This is a genomic window from Pseudomonas sp. S30_BP2TU TE3576, assembly GCF_050436025.1.
Taxonomy (GTDB): Bacteria; Pseudomonadota; Gammaproteobacteria; order Pseudomonadales; family Pseudomonadaceae; genus Aquipseudomonas.
This window is the reverse complement of sequence record NZ_JBNDLK010000001.1, coordinates 3,297,457-3,315,317: the sequence shown is the minus strand read 5'-3', so window position 1 is coordinate 3,315,317 and position 17,861 is coordinate 3,297,457. Positions and strand designations below refer to the sequence as shown.

The following is a 17,861-nucleotide window of genomic DNA, read 5'->3' as shown; positions in this document are numbered from 1 at the left end:
GCAGACAGGCACGAATGGCCTGTCTGTGAACAACAGAAGGGCTATTTACCGATACAGAAGCTGGAAAAAATCCGCCCAAGCAGGTCATCGGAACTGAAAGCGCCGGTGATTTCTCCGAGCGATTGCTGAGCCTGGCGCAAATCCTCGGCCAACAACTCGCCAGCACCGGCCAGGGTCAATTGGGCACGACCATGCTCGAGGGCAGCACTGGCATGACGTAGCGCCTCAAGGTGTCGCCGGCGAGCGCTGAAGCTGCTTTCGGACGTTTGTTCATAGCCCATGCAGGCCTTGAGGTGATCGCGCAGCAGCTCCAGGCCGACACCACCGGACTTGGCACTCAGGCTGATGGTGACGTGGCCATCTTCGCTGACTTCCAGGGCAATGGCTTCGCCCGTGAGATCGGCCTTGTTGCGGATCAGGGTGACTTTCGCGGGATCGGGCCGGATTTCCAGAAACTCCGGCCAGAGTGCGAATGGATCGAGGGCTTCCGGTGCTGTGGCATCGACCACCAGCAGTACCCGATCCGCTTCGCCGATGGCTTTCAAGGCACGCTCGACGCCGATTTTTTCCACATGGTCATCGGTATCGCGCAGACCGGCGGTATCCACCACGTGCAGCGGCATGCCATCGATGTGGATATGTTCGCGAAGCACATCCCGGGTAGTGCCGGCAATTTCGGTCACGATCGCCGCTTCACGTCCGGCCAGGGCATTGAGCAGGCTGGATTTACCGGCATTCGGACGACCGGCGATGACCACGGTCATGCCGTCACGCAGCAAGGCACCCTGCCCGGCTTCGCGCATGACGGTGGATAACTCGTCGCGCACCTTGTCGAGCATGCTCAGGACGTGGCCATCGGCGAGGAAGTCGATTTCCTCTTCCGGGAAATCGATGGCCGCTTCGACATAGATTCGCAGGCCGATCAGTTGCTCGGTGAGGTTATGCACACGTAACGAGAAAGCCCCCTGCAGGGAGCGCAACGCGTTTCGCGCAGCCTGGGCGGAACTGGCTTCAATCAGGTCGGCAATGGCTTCGGCCTGCGCGAGGTCAAGTTTGTCGTTGAGGAAGGCGCGCTCACTGAATTCCCCCGGTCGGGCGAGCCGGCAACCCAGTTCAAGGCAGCGCTGGAGCAACATATCCAGAACGACCGGGCCGCCATGGCCCTGGAGTTCCAGGACATCTTCGCCGGTGAACGAGTTTGGTCCGGGAAAATACAGCGCGAGGCCCTGATCCAGCACCTCGTCGTTTTCACTGAAAAACGGACCGTAATGGGCAAATCGCGGCTTGAGTTCGCGACCACTGAAGGCCTTGGCCGCTACGCTGGCCAACGGCCCGGAAATACGGACGATGCCTACGCCGCCGCGACCTTGAGCGGTGGCAACGGCGGCGATGGTTTCACGAGGAGCGCTCATAAACCGGTATCCAGACAAAAGTGACAGATAGCAAAACGCCCCACTAGGGGGCGTCTTGAGTGGTTATCCACAGTGTAAATCAGGCAGCTGCTTTGGTAGCCGCTTCGATCTTACGTGTGATGTACCACTGTTGGGCGATCGACAGGCAGTTGTTCACAACCCAATACAGCACCAGACCCGCCGGGAACCACAGGAAGAAGAAGGTGAAGATGATCGGCATCAGCTTCATCACCTTGGCCTGCATCGGATCCGGAGGAGTCGGGTTCAGCTGCTGCTGGATGAACATGGTTGCACCCATGATGATCGGCAGAATGAAGAACGGATCCTTGATCGACAGGTCAGTAATCCACAGCATGAACGGCGCCTGGCGCATTTCGACGCTTTCCAGCAGAACCCAGTACAGCGAGAGGAAAACCGGCATCTGCACGAGGATTGGCAAGCAACCACCCAGCGGATTGATCTTCTCTTTCTTGTACAGCTCCATCATGGCTTGCGACATTTTCTGCCGGTCATCGCCATGTTGCTCTTTCAGCGCAGCCAGTTTCGGTGCCACCGCACGCATGCGCGCCATGGATTTGTAGCTGGCAGCCGACAACGGGAAGAAAATCCCTTTGATCAGCATGGTCAGGAAGATGATCGACCAGCCCCAGTTACCGACAATGGCGTGGATATGTTGCAGCAACCAGAAGATCGGTTGGGCGATGAACCACAGAATGCCGTAGTCGACGGTCAATTCCAGACCTGGGGACAACTCTTTCAGCACGGCCTGGCTTTTCGGACCGGCGTACAGAACAGCGCTGGTTTCAGCCTTGGCACCCGGCGCAACACTCATCGATGGGCCGGTGTAGCCGATGATGTAGTTGCCTTTGCTGTCTTTACGGGTCTGGACGATGTTGTTTTCGCCCTTGGCCGGAATCCATGCGGTCACGAAGTAGTGCTGCAACCAGGCAACCCAACCGCCAGTGACGGTTTCCTTCAACGGCGCCTTGTCCATGTCCTTCATGGACACTTTCTTGTACGGCTCGGAACTTGTCCACAGGGCTGCGCCCAGGTAAGTCGCGGTACCGGTGGCGGTTGTGGAAGATGGATCGGCGCTGGCGTCACGCTTCAATTGCGCGAACATCGCACCCGTCCAGGGCTGGGCGCTCTGGTTGTCGATCAGGTAGGAAACGGTTACGTCATACAGGCCGCGTTTCAGGGTGAAACGCTTGATGTAGTTGACGCCGTCCTTGCTGAACTTCAGGTCCACGACCAATTGGTCCTGACCGTCAGCCAGTTGATAAACCTTCTTCTCCGAGGAATAAACCGGACGACCGGCAGAATTTGCATCCGGACCGTTGGTGCCGATCAGGCCGCTTTGCGCCAGATAAGTACGTTCACCACCGTTATCGAACAGCTGGAACGGAATTTCCGGGTGATCCTGACGACGCGGGTACAGCGGCAGGGTCAGCTGGGCAACATCACCACCTTGTGGGTCGACAGCCAGGTCCAGTACATCCGTTTTGATCTGGATGAGGTCCTTGCTCACAGCCACCGGTGTTTCGGCAGGTGCGCTGGTGTCGCTTGCAGCACGTGGAATGTCGTCACTGGCGGAAGCGTTGGAGCCAGATGCCGTATCCGGCAGGCCCGATGCAGTCGTATTGGTGGCAACATTCTGAGTCGGCAGGGCAGCCTGGCCATAGTCCTGGTTCCATTTAAGAACCATAACGTAGGACACGATTGCCAGGGCGACGATCAGGATCGTGCGTTTGATATCCATGATTACTCGGCCATCGAAGAAGAACGGGAGGTAGGGATAGGTGGAACCGGGTCATAACCACCGGGATTCCACGGATGACAGCGACCTAAACGACGAAAGGTCAGCCAGCCACCGCGAAGAAGGCCATGATTTTCGATGGCTTCTAACGCGTAGCAGGAACAACTGGGGTAGAAACGACAGTGATCGGCCATCAGGGGACTAATGGCATAGCGATAAAACTGGATCGGAACGAGTGCCAGTTTACGCATCCGGACTGTCTACCCCTACAGGTTCGGTTTTGACTGCTGGTACCGGCGAACTGCGAGCCAGTCGTTTCCAGAGCTTGCCGAAATGCTGAATCAATTCGGGGTTTTCTACGTCACCCAAACCTTTGCGCGCGACGATAACAATGTCCCAGCCGACCAGTGAATCCTGGTTCAGGCGAAACGATTCGCGCATCAGACGTTTGAGGCGATTGCGCTCGACGGAGAGCTTTACGCTCTTTTTCCCGATAACCAACCCGAGACGGGGGTGATCAAGATCGTTGTTGCGCGCAAGGAGCAGGAGATTTTTCCCCGGAACCTTGCCGGTAGGGGAGTCAAAGACTGCCTTGAAATGCCGGGGAGTAAGCAGACGCTTTTCCCGACTGAAGTCCTGACTCACCTCCAGTGCCGGCTTATCAAACTGCCAGACGCGCACGACCTTTGGCGCGACGACGCGACAGTACGGCACGACCGTTCTTGGTAGCCATGCGAGCACGGAAACCGTGGGTACGAGCGCGTTTGATAGTGCTTGGTTGGAAAGTACGTTTCATTGTCGTGTTACCTGGTTCGTCCACAACGGGCCGGAATGGCCCCCGTTTTAAGAGACCGGGGATTCTAGAGAAAGCAAGCCTTCAGGTCAATTTCCAACCAGCGTTTCCTTATAAATAGATCTCCAGACGTTTTGCGCTGGGCGAACCGCGGGTAAATATAAAAATAAGAAAGGAAAGTATTTAAAGCTTTTCTGTAAAGCTTATAAAAGCTAGGCTCGCCAGCTTCTGTGGATAAGTAGCTTCAGACCTTGTTTTACCTGATGTACAGAGAATGACAACTACAGTGGAAAACAGTGTTCAGCCTGTGCTGCGCTGTCGGATAACCTGTGTGTGGAAAGACGGTTTATCCACAGGCCGGTTATCCACCGAGTTTCGCCCCCACTTGTGCAATGACCTTAAGCCCGGTTATCCACAGAGCTTATGCACAGACCGCTGGTCGTCTTTTTTGCGTATAAAACGCTGATTCTTCTTGGTCGATGAACCACCTTCGTGTGGATAAGTCGGCGTCTGGTCGCTACAATGGCCGCTTGTTTTTGCCTCACCGGCTTTCAACTTAGGGGATATCCGTGTCAGTGGAACTTTGGCAGCAGTGCGTGGAGCTTTTGCGCGATGAGCTGCCTGCCCAACAATTCAACACTTGGATCCGTCCACTACAGGTCGAAGCCGAAGGCGACGAGTTGCGTGTCTATGCGCCCAATCGTTTTGTTCTGGACTGGGTCAACGAAAAATACCTGGGGCGTGTTCTCGAATTGCTCGATGAGCACGGCAATGGCATGGCGCCTGCGCTTTCCTTGTTAATAGGCAGCAAACGCAGCTCGGCACCCCGTGCCGCGCCAAATGCTCCCCTGGCTGCCGCGGCCTCCCAGGCTCAGGCTGCTCAAGCGCCCGCCAGTCCGCCGCCGTCTGCACCAGCCGCCGCTTCGACCAAACGTGCCACGCAAAAAGTGACAGAGGTCACCGAGGAAGAACCTTCCCGTGACAGCTTCGATCCAATGGCCGGCGCCAGTTCGCAACAGGCCCCGGTTCGTGCCGAGCAACGTACCGTGCAGGTCGAAGGTGCGCTCAAGCACACCAGTTACCTGAACCGTACCTTTACCTTCGAGAACTTCGTTGAAGGTAAATCCAACCAGTTGGCGCGCGCCGCCGCCTGGCAGGTGGCGGACAACCCCAAGCACGGTTACAACCCGCTCTTCCTTTATGGTGGCGTCGGCCTGGGTAAAACCCACTTGATGCACGCTGTGGGTAACCATCTATTAAAGAAGAACCCGAATGCCAAGGTGGTGTACCTGCATTCCGAGCGCTTCGTGGCGGATATGGTCAAGGCCCTGCAACTGAACGCGATCAACGAGTTCAAGCGCTTCTACCGTTCGGTGGATGCGTTGCTGATCGATGACATTCAGTTCTTCGCCCGCAAAGAGCGTTCCCAGGAAGAGTTTTTCCACACCTTCAACGCCCTGCTCGAAGGTGGTCAGCAGGTCATTCTCACCAGTGACCGCTACCCGAAAGAAATCGAAGGCCTTGAAGAACGCCTCAAATCCCGCTTTGGCTGGGGCCTGACTGTAGCGGTCGAGCCGCCGGAGCTGGAAACCCGCGTGGCGATCCTGATGAAGAAGGCCGATCAGGCCAAAGTCGAGTTGCCTCACGACGCCGCGTTCTTCATTGCCCAGCGCATTCGCTCCAACGTCCGTGAGCTGGAAGGCGCGCTCAAACGCGTGATCGCCCACTCGCACTTCATGGGCCGCGATATCACCATCGAGCTGATTCGCGAATCCCTGAAGGACTTGTTGGCGTTGCAGGATAAACTGGTCTCTGTGGATAACATTCAGCGCACCGTCGCCGAGTACTACAAGATCAAGATCTCCGACTTGCTGTCCAAACGCCGTTCGCGTTCGGTCGCACGTCCGCGTCAGGTTGCAATGGCCTTGTCCAAGGAGTTGACTAACCACAGCCTGCCGGAAATCGGCGACGTGTTTGGCGGCCGCGACCATACGACTGTTTTGCACGCCTGCCGCAAGATCAACGAACTTAAGGAATCCGACGCGGACATCCGCGAGGACTACAAGAACCTGCTGCGTACACTGACCACTTGATGAACACCAGCGCAGCTAATTAAGGCAAGGGACTAGACCATGCATTTCACCATTCAACGCGAAGCCCTGTTGAAACCCCTGCAACTGGTCGCAGGCGTCGTCGAACGCCGCCAGACCTTGCCGGTGCTCTCCAACGTGCTGCTGGTTGTCGAAGGCCAGCAATTGTCGCTGACCGGTACCGACCTGGAAGTCGAGCTGGTTGGTCGTGTTCAACTCGAAGAGCCGGCAGATCCGGGTTCCATCACCGTGCCGGCACGCAAGCTGATGGACATCTGCAAAAGCCTGCCGAACGATGCGCTGATCGACATCAAGGTCGATGAGCAGAAGCTTGTGGTCAAAGCCGGCCGTAGCCGCTTTACCCTGTCCACACTGCCGGCCAACGACTTCCCTACCGTGGAAGAAGGCCCGGGCTCGCTGACCTGCAGCCTGGAGCAAAGCAAGCTGCGTCGTCTGATTGAACGCACCAGCTTCGCCATGGCCCAGCAGGACGTGCGTTACTACCTCAACGGCATGCTGCTGGAAGTGTCCGCTGGCGTGATCCGCGCCGTAGCCACCGACGGTCACCGTCTGGCCATGTGCTCGATGCAGGCCGATATCGGCCAACCGGATCGTCACCAGGTCATCGTGCCGCGCAAAGGCATTCTTGAGCTGGCACGCCTGCTCACCGAGCCAGACGGCAATGTCAGCATCGTGCTGGGTCAGCACCACATCCGCGCCACCACCGGTGAGTTCACCTTCACCTCGAAACTGGTCGACGGCAAATTCCCGGACTACGAGCGTGTTCTGCCTAAAGGTGGCGACAAGCTGGTTCTGGGTGATCGCCAGGCGCTGCGCGAAGCATTCAGCCGTACCGCGATTCTGTCCAACGAGAAGTACCGCGGTATCCGTCTGCAACTGGCTAGCGGTCAGCTGAAGATCCAGGCGAACAACCCGGAGCAGGAAGAAGCGGAAGAAGAAGTGGGCGTTGAATACAACGGTGGCTCTCTGGAAATCGGTTTCAACGTGAGTTACCTGCTCGACGTGCTGGGCGTGATGACCACCGAGCAGGTTCGCCTGATCCTGTCCGACTCCAACAGCAGTGCGCTGGTGCAGGAATCGGACAACGATGACTCGGCCTACGTTGTCATGCCGATGCGTCTGTAATCATGTTCAGCAGAAGCTAGATGTCCTTAAGTCGCGTCTCGGTCACCGCGGTGCGCAATCTGCACCCGGTGACCTTCTCCCCTTCCCCCCGCATCAATATTCTTTACGGCGCCAACGGCAGCGGCAAAACCAGTGTTCTGGAAGCCATCCATCTGCTGGGGCTTGCCCGTTCGTTTCGCAGTACACGCCTGTTGCCGGTCATTCAATACGAACAACTGGCGTGCACAGTCTTTGGCCAGGTTGAGCTGGCGGAGGGTGGGCATAGCGCCTTGGGCATTTCGCGGGATCGCCAAGGCGAATTTCAGATCCGTATCGATGGCCAGAATGCCCGCAGCGCTGCGCAACTGGCCGAAATCTTGCCGCTGCAACTAATCAATCCGGACAGTTTTCGATTGCTGGAAGGTGCGCCGAAGATTCGCCGACAGTTTCTCGACTGGGGCGTGTTCCACGTGGAACCACGCTTCATGTCAACTTGGCAGCGCTTGCAGAAGGCCCTGCGCCAGAGAAACTCTTGGCTGCGGCATGGTACACTTGACGCCGTTTCGCAAGCGGTTTGGGACAGGGAACTGTGCCAGGCCAGCGCTGAAATTGATGAATACCGCCGCGCTTATATCAAAGCCTTGAAACCAGTCTTTGAACAAACCTTGAGCGATCTGGTTGAGCTTGAAGGCTTGACGCTCAGCTATTACCGCGGCTGGGACAAGGATCGTGAACTGAGTGCTGTGCTCGCCGGGTCTTTGCAGCGGGACCAGCAAATGGGGCACACCCAGGCCGGACCACAACGTGCTGATTTGCGTCTCAGACTTGGCGCGCACAACGCTGCGGACATCTTGTCCCGTGGCCAGCAGAAGTTGGTGGTTTGCGCATTGCGGATTGCCCAAGGGCACTTGGTCAGTCAGGCTCGACGCGGTCAGTGTATTTATCTGGTGGATGACTTGCCGTCCGAGCTGGACGAGCACCACCGTCGCGCCCTTTGCCGCTTGTTGGAAGACTTACGCTGCCAGGTCTTTATCACCTGTGTAGATCACGAATTATTGAGGGAAGGCTGGCAGACGGAAACGCCAGTTGCTCTGTTCCACGTGGAACAGGGCCGTATCACCCAGACCCACGACCATCGGGAGTGAAGGCATTGAGCGAAGAAAATACGTACGACTCAACGAGCATTAAAGTGCTGAAAGGCCTGGATGCCGTACGCAAACGTCCCGGTATGTATATTGGTGACACCGACGATGGCAGCGGTCTGCACCACATGGTTTTCGAGGTGGTCGATAACTCGATCGACGAAGCGCTCGCCGGCTACTGCGACGACATCAGCATCATCATCCACCCGGATGAGTCCATCACCGTTCGCGACAACGGCCGTGGCATCCCGGTAGACGTGCATAAAGAAGAAGGCGTTTCGGCAGCCGAGGTCATCATGACCGTGCTGCACGCCGGCGGTAAATTCGACGACAACTCCTACAAGGTTTCCGGTGGTCTGCACGGTGTGGGTGTGTCGGTCGTTAACGCCCTGTCGGAACAGCTTGTTCTCACTGTGCGCCGTAGCGGCAAGATCTGGGAACAGACTTACGTCCACGGTGTTCCGCAAGAGCCGATGAAAATCGTTGGCGACTCCGAAACCACCGGTACCCAAATTCACTTCAAGGCTTCCAGCGAAACCTTCAAGAACATCCACTTCAGCTGGGACATCCTGGCCAAGCGGATTCGTGAACTGTCCTTCCTCAACTCCGGTGTCGGCATCGTCCTCAAGGACGAGCGCAGCGGCAAGGAAGAGCTGTTCAAGTACGAAGGCGGCCTGCGTGCGTTCGTTGAATACCTGAACACCAACAAGACTCCGGTCAACCAGGTGTTCCACTTCAACATCCAGCGTGAAGACGGCATCGGCGTGGAAATCGCCCTGCAGTGGAACGACAGCTTCAACGAGAATCTGTTGTGCTTCACCAACAACATTCCACAGCGCGACGGCGGTACTCACCTGGTGGGTTTCCGTTCCGCACTGACGCGTAACCTCAACACCTACATCGAAGCAGAAGGCCTGGCGAAGAAGCACAAAGTCGCCACCACCGGTGACGATGCCCGTGAAGGCCTGACCGCGATCATTTCGGTGAAGGTGCCGGATCCGAAGTTCAGCTCCCAGACCAAAGACAAGCTGGTTTCTTCCGAAGTGAAGACCGCGGTCGAACAGGAAATGGGCAAGTACTTCTCCGACTTCCTGCTGGAAAACCCGAACGAAGCCAAACTGGTCGTCGGCAAGATGATCGACGCAGCCCGTGCCCGTGAAGCAGCACGTAAAGCCCGCGAGATGACTCGCCGCAAAGGCGCGCTGGATATCGCCGGCCTGCCGGGCAAACTGGCCGACTGCCAGGAAAAGGACCCTGCCCTGTCCGAACTGTACCTCGTGGAAGGTGACTCCGCGGGCGGCTCTGCCAAGCAGGGACGTAACCGCAAGACCCAGGCGATTCTGCCCCTCAAGGGCAAGATCCTGAACGTCGAGAAGGCACGCTTCGACAAGATGATCTCTTCCCAGGAAGTGGGCACCTTGATCACCGCGCTGGGTTGCGGCATCGGTCGCGAAGAGTACAACATCGACAAGCTGCGTTATCACAACATCATCATCATGACCGATGCTGACGTCGACGGTTCGCACATCCGTACCCTGCTGCTGACCTTCTTCTTCCGTCAGTTGCCGGAGCTGATCGAGCGTGGCTACATCTACATCGCTCAGCCGCCACTGTACAAAGTGAAGAAAGGCAAGCAAGAGCAATACATCAAAGACGACGACGCCATGGAAGAGTACATGACGCAGTCGGCCCTGGAAGATGCGAGCCTGCACCTGAACGAGGAAGCACCGGGTATCTCCGGCGAAGCCCTTGAACGTCTGGTGAATGACTTCCGTCTGGTAATGAAGACCCTCAAGCGCCTGTCGCGCCTGTACCCACAGGAGCTGACCGAGCACTTCATCTACCTGCCGGCGGTCAGCATGGATCAACTGTCCGATCACGCAGCGATGCAGGATTGGCTGGCCCAGTACGAAGTGCGTCTGCGTACCGTCGAAAAGTCGGGTCTGGTCTACAAGGCCAGCCTGCGTGAAGACCGTGAGCGTAACGTCTGGTTGCCAGAGGTCGAACTGATCTCCCACGGCCTGTCGAACTACGTCACCTTTAACCGCGACTTCTTCGGCAGCAACGATTACAAGACCGTGGTTTCCCTGGGCGCTCAACTGAGCACCTTGCTGGACGACGGCGCGTACATCCAGCGTGGCGAACGCCGTAAATCGGTCACCGAGTTCAAGGAAGCCCTTGAGTGGTTGATGGCCGAAAGCACCAAGCGCCACACCATCCAGCGATACAAAGGTCTGGGCGAGATGAACCCGGATCAGCTGTGGGAAACCACCATGGACCCGGGCTCGCGCCGCATGCTCAAAGTAACCATCGAAGACGCCATTGGCGCGGACCAGATCTTCAACACTCTGATGGGTGATGCGGTCGAACCTCGCCGTGACTTCATCGAAAGCAACGCCCTGGCGGTGTCCAACCTGGACTTCTGATCCCGGTCGGCGCCAACGAAAAGGCCAATGCATTTGCATTGGCCTTTTTTATTGCCTGCGATTCACTCGCTTGCCGATGTGACACTCTCCAACCGATACCCATACCCATAAATCGTCAGCAATTGCCAACCACGATCCGCCGTCAGCCCAAGTTTGTTGCGCAGGCGATAGATGTGCGTGTCCAGCGGTCGTGACGACGACATTTCTTCATGGGGCCAGAGTCGTTCGTACAGGTAATCCCGCGACAGCGGTCGACCGAGGTTGCTGAACAGGCAATGCGCCAGGCGGTATTCGCGTTCGGTCATGACGATTGGTTTGCCGTCGCGAGTGACGGTCAGTTCGGCGTCGTCGAATACCAGATCATTGAAGCTCAACCCTTCGGCAGCCGTGCGCTGCTGGCCATGTCGGCGCAGTACCGCGCCCACACGGGCTTTGAGTTCATTGGGGCGGAACGGTTTGCTGACGTAGTCGTCGGCGCCGGCATTCAGGGCCTGAACGATATCGCTCTCGCCATCGCGACTGGTGAGCATGATGGCCGCAGGCGGCGCTTCCATGTGTTGGCGGGTCCATAGCAGCAATGACAAACCCGTGAGCTCGGGCAATTGCCAGTCGAGGATCAGCAGGTCGAAGGTTTCACGACGCAGTTGGTGCAACAGGTCTTCGGCGCGTTCGAAGCTGTGCAGCGACCACGGCTGTTCCCCGGCTTCGGCCATCTGTTGCAGGGTTTGTTCGACCCGGCGCAGTTCGGCGGGCTCATCGTCCAGAATCGCAACGCGCATACACGGTGATTCCTTGTCGCTTGGGCAGCTCTTTATCGACGATAGCGGCTCAATCGGCACAGTGAAAGTAAGCGGCTCGCCGTTGGTCGACCTCCGCTATGCTTTTTGGGGTCTACGTCCTCAAGCCGGCGATCTATGAACCCCTTTATCCCACCTTGCCCTGTTTCCCATGGATAACCTACGCCACCCTGAAAGTCGCGAGCCAAGCCAGGTTGAGCGGTTGTTTCGGCAATTGGTGCGTGAATGGTTGTGGATAAGCCTGGTGCTGTTGCCACTGGCTGCGCTGTTGTCCTACCGCGCTCAGGTCAATCTGCATGACGCCTCGCCAGGCTTGAGCGCGTTGCTGTCGATTGGCTTGCTGACGTGCGTTCTCGGGCTGCTGCTGTGGCGCCCGCGATTGGCGCTCTGGCTGACATTGACTGGCATCGCTTGTACGTTGCTGATCAGCGCTGGCCTCGCGGAGCTGCAGAGATGGTGGTCGCCAACACCGGCGGCGTTGGGCATGCTGTTCGGTTATCTGATCTGGAGCTGGCGTCGCCTTAGTGTGGTGCTGACCTATTTCGGTTGGGAGCTCGCGCGCCTGGACAGTGAGCCAAAGGTTTTTCCGGAGCGTCGTCGTGTTCCGTTTCCCGGTGGCGATCGCCTGCAAAGGCAGATCATGGCCCTCGAACAAGCCATGAGCCGGGCTCGCGATACACATCGGTTCATCTCCGACGGCCTGGAGTACCTGCCGGTGGCCACGATGATCAGCGATCCTCACGGACAGATTTTGCTGGGCAACCGTAAGGCCCGGGACCTGTTTGGCGGAGAATTGGTCGGCGATGATGTGCTTCAGCGCCTGGTGCAGCTTGGCTACCCGGATTTGACTCGCGAGCGCGGGTCGCCTTTGTCGACGCTGCCACTGATGGAGTTTCGCGACCTCAAGGAACGCAGCCTGCGACTGGAGCGCGCCGAGTTGTTACCGGTAAACGGGGAAACCTACGTCGGCTGGTTGTGGAGCCTGACGGACCTGAGTGTCGAGCGTGATGCGCAAGAGCAGCGCGCTGTCCTGTTGCGTTTTCTGTCCCATGACCTACGGGCGCCCCACTCGGCCATCCTCGCGCTACTCGATGTGCATCGCCATCAGGTGGGTGGTGATCTGCAACTCTTCGATCAAATCGAACGGCAGGTGCGCCGGGCACTGGAGCTGACCGATGGCTTCGCCCAACTGGCGAGGGCCGAGTCCGAGGCTTATCAGTTTCAGCCGAGCCTGTTTGCGATGCTGGTGCTGGATGTGTTCGATCAGGCGGTGCCCATCGCGCAGTTGAAACAGATCGAACTGGTTCATCAAGTGGAAGAAGAGGCACAGGAAAGCCTGGTCATGGCGGATCAGGCACTGTTGACCCGGGCATTGTTCAACCTGTTGGAAAATGCCATCAAGTACAGTGTTTCAGGCACTCGCATCCGTTTGCGCGTCAGTCAAAGCGGCGGCTGGCTGATCTGCGAGCTCATCGATCAGGGTAAAGGCATCGCCCCTGAGGAGTTACCCGAATTGTTCAGCCAGTACCGGCGCTTTTCTTCCGCCCAGGGCATCGACGGGGTGGGATTGGGTTTGTCGATGGTCAAAGCCGTTGTGGATCGACATGGCGGGCGAATCGAGTGTCGGAGCGAAGTGGGTTTTGGCACGACATTCAGGCTGCAATTTCCACTGCTTATAGATTGAAAGCAATCGATCCAGGTCGACAGTCAGCGATTGCTCCGGGCATAAAAAAACCGGCTATATCGGCCGGTTTTTTTACGTCCAAAAAAAACTTATGCACGTTTTTATGGCTTTTATCATTTTATTAAATATGTAAAAAAATCATAAAGTTACGTACAAAAAACAACGCTTTTCAATGAAACGGTACACAGGTTATCCACAGAATCTCAGACAGCCAACTGATCGTTTGAAACCGGCGCTTGCGGAGCCGGAGGCAGCGAGCCCATTTCCCGTTGCATTTGCTCATTCCATGCCTGAACCCGATCGTTCAATTCAGCAATGGCTCGCGGCCCTGTGCCTTCGGCATACATCGGTGCGCCGATGATCACAGTGATGACGCCCTGCTTCTTCGCCCAACCGGTTTTCGGCCAGAATTTGCCGGCGTTGTGCGCAATCGGCAGCACCGGCAATTCGGCGTTGACCGCCAATGCGCTGCCGCCGCGCGAGAACTTTCCGACGGTGCCGAAAGGAACACGCGTGCCTTCGGGGAAGATAAGCACCCAGACATTGTCCTTGAGCAGTTCATCGCCCTTCTTCGCGACATGCTTGAGTGCGGCTTTCGGGTTGTCGCGATCGATAGCGATCGGTCGCAGCATGGCCATGGCCCAACCGAAGAACGGCACATAGAGCAATTCACGTTTGAGCACCTGGCTCAGTGGCGAGAAGTAGGCAGAGAGAAAGAACGTCTCCCATGTGCTCTGGTGGTTCGACTGAATGACGCAAGGCTGTTCAGGTACGTTCTCGGCACCCTTCACTTCGTAGCGGATACCCAGAAACACTTTGCTCAGCCATAAGGCGCAGCGGCACCAGTACACGTTGATAAAGCGATAACGTGCCTTGAAGGGCAGAAACGGCGCGATAAAAAAGCTCAGGCTGCACCACAGCAAGGAGCTGGTGCCCAGCAGCAGGTAAAAGAGGAAGGTTCTGATGGCCTGCAGTATCGACATGGTGACGTTTACCGTTGCGGGAAATACCCGCCTATGTAAAGCGCACTTCCCTATCATCCTATGCCAGGAATTTCAGAAGCGCACACTTGGTTAAGTGCATTTGTGCACAAGTTCTGCGGCAATCGCCGCCAGATCGTCAAAAATCAATGTGCCTACCGGAAGGGTCAAGCCCTGAGTCTTTTCGCCTTTCCCGGTCTTTACCAAAACTGGTTGTGAATCGACGGCTTTGGCGGCTTCCAGGTCACCAAGGCTGTCGCCGACGAACCATAGATTGGTCAGCGACACGTTGTAATGAGCGGCGATGGTTTTCAGCATCCCGGGTTTCGGCTTGCGGCAGTCGCAGCCTTCGTCCGGCCCGTGCGGGCAGTAGACGATCAGGCCGACTTCACCGCCCTGCTCCGCCACCAGCGCGCGCAAGCGCTCGTGCATGGCGTCCAGGGTGGCGAGGTCGTAATAGCCGCGAGCGATGCCCGACTGGTTGGTAGCGACCGCTACCGTCCAGCCGGCCTTGCTCAACTGCGCGATGGCTTCGATCGAACCGGGGAGTGGAATCCACTCCTCCACCGACTTGATGTAGGCGTCGGAGTCGTAATTGATCACTCCGTCCCGATCGAGAATCAGCAGTTTCAACAGCAATCCCTCAACCCAGCAGTGAAATGTCGGCGACGCCGAGGAACAACCCACGCAGACGCGCCAGCAACGCATAACGGTTGGCGCGGACTTTTGCGTCCTCCGCGTTGACCATCACGGCTTCGAAGAACGCATCCACCGGCTCGCGCAAGGCAGCCAGGCGTGCCAGCGATTCGCTGTACTGACGCGAGGCGGCCATTGGCTGTACAGCCTGGTCAGCCTGCTGGATCGCCGAGTACAGGGAGAACTCGTTGGCATTGTCGAAGTACTTGGCTTCCACGACGGTAGGCACCGAACCTTCGAGTTTGCTCAGCAGGTTCGATACACGCTTGTTCACCGCGGCCAGGGCAGCGGCTTCCGGCAATTTGCGGAAGGCCTCTACCGCTTGCACGCGCTGGTCGAAGTCCAGGGCCGAGCCTGGCTTCAGGGCACGTACCGACAGGTAGGTGGCGACGTCGACGCCTTCGTCTTCGTAACGGGCACGCAGACGGTCGAAGATGAATTCCAGCACCGAGTCGTTGAGGCCGGCAGCCTTGACCTTGGCACCGAACGCATCCACGGCGAAGGCCACGGCGTCGGTCAGGTCCAGGTCCAGTTGCTTCTCGATCAGGATGCGCAACACGCCCAGTGCGGCACGGCGCAGGGCATACGGGTCTTTGCTGCCGGTTGGCAGCATGCCGATACCGAAGATACCCACGAGGGTGTCCAGTTTGTCGGCAATGGCCACGGCCGCACCGGTCAGGGTGGACGGCAGTTCAGCGCCAGCACCGCGCGGCATGTACTGCTCGTTCAGGGCCAGGGCGACGTCTTCCGGCTCGCCATCGTTGAGGGCGTAGTAGTAACCGGCGACACCTTGCATCTCCGGGAACTCGCCGACCATTTCGGTCGCCAGGTCGCACTTCGACAGCAGGCCTGCACGAGCGGCCCACGCAGCGTTGCCGCCGATGCGCTGAGCGATGAACGCGGCCAGTCTGGAAACGCGCTCGGCCTTGTCGTAGACGCTGCCGAGTTTTTCCTGGAACACCACGTTTTGCAGGCGCTGGTTGAAGTCTTCGAGTTTCTGCTTCTTGTCCTGCTTGAAGAAGAACTCGGCGTCGGTCAGGCGTGGGCGAACGACTTTCTCGTTACCGGCGATGATCTGCTGCGGGTCTTTGCTTTCGATGTTGGCCACGGTAATGAAACGTGGCAGCAACTTGCCGTCGGCGTCCAGCAGGCAGAAATACTTCTGGTTGTCCTGCATGGTGGTGATCAGGGCTTCTTGCGGCACGTCGAGGAAGCGTTCCTCGAACGAGCACACCAGCGGCACCGGCCATTCAACCAGCGCGGTCACTTCATCGAGCAGGGCCGGCGGAACGATTGCCGTGCCTTCCTGACGGGTGGCCAGTTCTTCGGTGCGCTTGCTGATGATGTCGCGACGCTCATTGGCGTCGGCCAAAACGTAGGCGGCACGCAGGTCGGCCAGGTAGCTGGACGGCGAACCGATGCGCACGCTTTCCGGGTGATGGAAGCGGTGACCACGGGAATCGCGACCGGCCTTCTGGGCGAGGATGGTGCAATCGATGACCTGGTCACCGAGCAGCATCACCAGCCATTGGGTCGGACGCACGAACTCTTCCTTGCGCGCACCCCAACGCATGCGTTTCGGGATCGGCAAGTCGTTCAGGGAATCTTCGACGATGGTCGGCAGCAGGCTCGCGGTAGGCTTGCCGGCGATGCTTTGGCTGTAGCGCAGTTTCGGGCCGCTCTGATCGATTTCGCTCAGCTCGACGCCGCACTTCTTGGCGAAGCCCAGGGCTGCCTGGGTCGGGTTGCCTTCGGCATCGAACGCGGCCTGACGTGGCGGGCCGTCAAGGTTGATGCTGCGATCCGGCTGCTGGGTGGCCAGTGCGGTGATCAGCACGGCCAGGCGGCGCGGGGCGGCATAAACGGTTTTAGTTTCGTAGTTCAGGCCGGCAGCTTGCAGGCCCTTGTCGATACCGGCGAGGAACGCCTCGGCCAGGGTGTTCAGGGCTTTGGGTGGCAGTTCTTCAGTGCCCAGTTCAACCAGAAAATCCAGAGCACTCATTGTGCAGCCTCCAGCTTGGCCAGTACTTCATCACGCAGGTCCGGGGTCGCCATCGGGAAGCCCAGCTTGGCGCGAGCCAGCAGGTAGGCTTGCGCAACGGAACGCGCCAGGGTGCGTACACGCAGGATGTATTGCTGACGCGCAGTCACCGAGATTGCCCGGCGCGCATCCAGCAGGTTGAAGGTATGGGAGGCCTTCAACACCATTTCGTAGCTCGGCAACGGCAGCGGCTGGTCGAGCTCGATCAGGCGCTTGGCTTCGCTTTCGTAGAAATCGAACAATTCGAACAGCTTCTCGACGTTGGCGTGTTCGAAGTTGTAGGTCGACTGCTCCACTTCGTTCTGGTGGAACACGTCGCCGTAGGTCACCTTGCCGAACGGACCATCAGCCCAGACCAGGTCGTAGACCGAGTCCACGCCTTGCAGGTACATGGCCAGACGCTCAAGACCATAGGTGATCTCGCCGGTTACCGGGTAGCACTCGATGCCGCCCGCTTGCTGGAAGTAGGTGAACTGGGTCACTTCCATGCCGTTGAGCCAGACTTCCCAGCCCAGACCCCAGGCGCCGAGGGTCGGCGATTCCCAGTTGTCTTCGACGAAACGGATGTCGTGCACCAATGGGTCCAGGCCCACGTGCTTGAGCGAGCCCAGGTACAGCTCCTGGAAGTTGTCCGGGTTCGGCTTCAGGACGACCTGGAACTGGTAGTAATGCTGCAGACGGTTCGGGTTTTCGCCGTAGCGGCCGTCAGTCGGACGGCGGCTTGGCTGCACGTAGGCGGCGTTCCAGGTTTCCGGGCCGATGGCGCGCAGGAATGTTGCTGTGTGGAAAGTGCCGGCGCCTACTTCCATATCGTAGGGCTGAAGTACCACACAACCTTGCTCGGCCCAGTATTGCTGGAGGGCGAGGATCAAGTCTTGGAAGGTACGCACGGCTGGCGTAGGCTGGCTCACGAAATTCA

15 protein-coding genes are annotated in these 17,861 nt (G+C 58.0%); 5 read left to right on the top strand and 10 right to left on the bottom strand.

Annotated elements, in window-relative coordinates; translation table 11 throughout:
• Positions 1 to 41: 41 nt before the first annotated feature.
• The 5 genes from mnmE to rpmH form a co-directional block, all read right to left on the bottom strand.
• Positions 42 to 1,412 (bottom strand): tRNA uridine-5-carboxymethylaminomethyl(34) synthesis GTPase MnmE, encoded by a 1,371-nt coding sequence (gene mnmE / locus ABIA48_RS14995; RefSeq protein WP_429489620.1) that lies wholly within the window; start codon positions 1,410 to 1,412, stop codon positions 42 to 44.
• 79 nt (positions 1,413 to 1,491) lie between these two features.
• Positions 1,492 to 3,171 carry a membrane protein insertase YidC gene (gene yidC / locus ABIA48_RS14990; protein WP_007985062.1) on the bottom strand — a complete coding sequence of 560 codons (1,680 nt, stop codon included), beginning with the start codon at positions 3,169 to 3,171 and terminating at the stop codon, positions 1,492 to 1,494.
• Between the two features lie 2 nt (positions 3,172 to 3,173).
• Positions 3,174 to 3,419, bottom strand: a complete 246-nt coding sequence (yidD, locus tag ABIA48_RS14985; protein WP_010565858.1) for a membrane protein insertion efficiency factor YidD — start codon at positions 3,417 to 3,419, stop codon at positions 3,174 to 3,176.
• On the bottom strand, positions 3,412 to 3,813 hold the full coding sequence (rnpA, locus tag ABIA48_RS14980) for a ribonuclease P protein component (protein WP_033063215.1): 402 nt from the start codon (positions 3,811 to 3,813) through the stop codon (positions 3,412 to 3,414). Before rnpA ends, yidD begins: the two co-directional genes overlap by 8 nt.
• A 16-nt stretch (positions 3,814 to 3,829) precedes the next feature.
• On the bottom strand, positions 3,830 to 3,964 hold the full coding sequence (rpmH, locus tag ABIA48_RS14975) for a 50S ribosomal protein L34 (RefSeq protein WP_003213577.1): 135 nt from the start codon (positions 3,962 to 3,964) through the stop codon (positions 3,830 to 3,832).
• Between the two features lie 566 nt (positions 3,965 to 4,530).
• Here rpmH and dnaA point away from each other — a divergent pair.
• Genes dnaA through gyrB form a run of 4 tightly spaced genes read left to right on the top strand, consistent with a single transcriptional unit; the run spans position 4,531 to position 10,744 of the window.
• Positions 4,531 to 6,054, top strand: a complete 1,524-nt coding sequence (gene dnaA, locus ABIA48_RS14970; RefSeq protein WP_008002312.1) for a chromosomal replication initiator protein DnaA — start codon at positions 4,531 to 4,533, stop codon at positions 6,052 to 6,054.
• 39 nt (positions 6,055 to 6,093) lie between these two features.
• Positions 6,094 to 7,197, top strand: coding sequence for a DNA polymerase III subunit beta (gene dnaN, locus ABIA48_RS14965; protein ID WP_007969885.1), 1,104 nt, complete (start codon positions 6,094 to 6,096; stop codon positions 7,195 to 7,197).
• A gap of 20 nt (positions 7,198 to 7,217) precedes the next feature.
• Positions 7,218 to 8,321: a DNA replication/repair protein RecF gene (gene recF / locus ABIA48_RS14960; RefSeq protein WP_007985068.1), complete on the top strand. Its 1,104-nt coding sequence runs from the start codon at positions 7,218 to 7,220 to the stop codon at positions 8,319 to 8,321.
• 5 nt (positions 8,322 to 8,326) lie between these two features.
• Positions 8,327 to 10,744: a DNA topoisomerase (ATP-hydrolyzing) subunit B gene (gene gyrB, locus ABIA48_RS14955; protein ID WP_429489616.1), complete on the top strand. Its 2,418-nt coding sequence runs from the start codon at positions 8,327 to 8,329 to the stop codon at positions 10,742 to 10,744.
• A 62-nt stretch (positions 10,745 to 10,806) separates the two neighbouring features.
• Here the strand turns inward: gyrB and ABIA48_RS14950 are convergent, their stop codons facing one another.
• Positions 10,807 to 11,523: a response regulator transcription factor gene (locus tag ABIA48_RS14950; RefSeq protein ID WP_007985072.1), complete on the bottom strand. Its 717-nt coding sequence runs from the start codon at positions 11,521 to 11,523 to the stop codon at positions 10,807 to 10,809.
• Between the two features lie 169 nt (positions 11,524 to 11,692).
• On the opposite strand from ABIA48_RS14950, the gene ABIA48_RS14945 reads away from it, so the two are divergent.
• Positions 11,693 to 13,225, top strand: a complete 1,533-nt coding sequence (locus ABIA48_RS14945; protein ID WP_429489614.1) for a sensor histidine kinase — start codon at positions 11,693 to 11,695, stop codon at positions 13,223 to 13,225.
• Between the two features lie 203 nt (positions 13,226 to 13,428).
• Here the strand turns inward: ABIA48_RS14945 and ABIA48_RS14940 are convergent, their stop codons facing one another.
• From ABIA48_RS14940 to glyQ, 4 genes are all read right to left on the bottom strand, one after another.
• Positions 13,429 to 14,208 (bottom strand): lysophospholipid acyltransferase family protein, encoded by a 780-nt coding sequence (locus tag ABIA48_RS14940; protein WP_429489612.1) that lies wholly within the window; start codon positions 14,206 to 14,208, stop codon positions 13,429 to 13,431.
• Between the two features lie 90 nt (positions 14,209 to 14,298).
• Positions 14,299 to 14,844 (bottom strand): D-glycero-beta-D-manno-heptose 1,7-bisphosphate 7-phosphatase, encoded by a 546-nt coding sequence (gmhB, locus tag ABIA48_RS14935; protein ID WP_277533257.1) that lies wholly within the window; start codon positions 14,842 to 14,844, stop codon positions 14,299 to 14,301.
• A gap of 4 nt (positions 14,845 to 14,848) precedes the next feature.
• Positions 14,849 to 16,903, bottom strand: a complete 2,055-nt coding sequence (gene glyS / locus ABIA48_RS14930) for a glycine--tRNA ligase subunit beta (RefSeq protein WP_310055343.1) — start codon at positions 16,901 to 16,903, stop codon at positions 14,849 to 14,851.
• Positions 16,900 to 17,853 carry a glycine--tRNA ligase subunit alpha gene (glyQ, locus tag ABIA48_RS14925; RefSeq protein ID WP_003213601.1) on the bottom strand — a complete coding sequence of 318 codons (954 nt, stop codon included), beginning with the start codon at positions 17,851 to 17,853 and terminating at the stop codon, positions 16,900 to 16,902. The genes glyS and glyQ overlap by 4 nt, the downstream gene beginning before the upstream one ends.
• Positions 17,854 to 17,861: the final 8 nt, after the last annotated feature.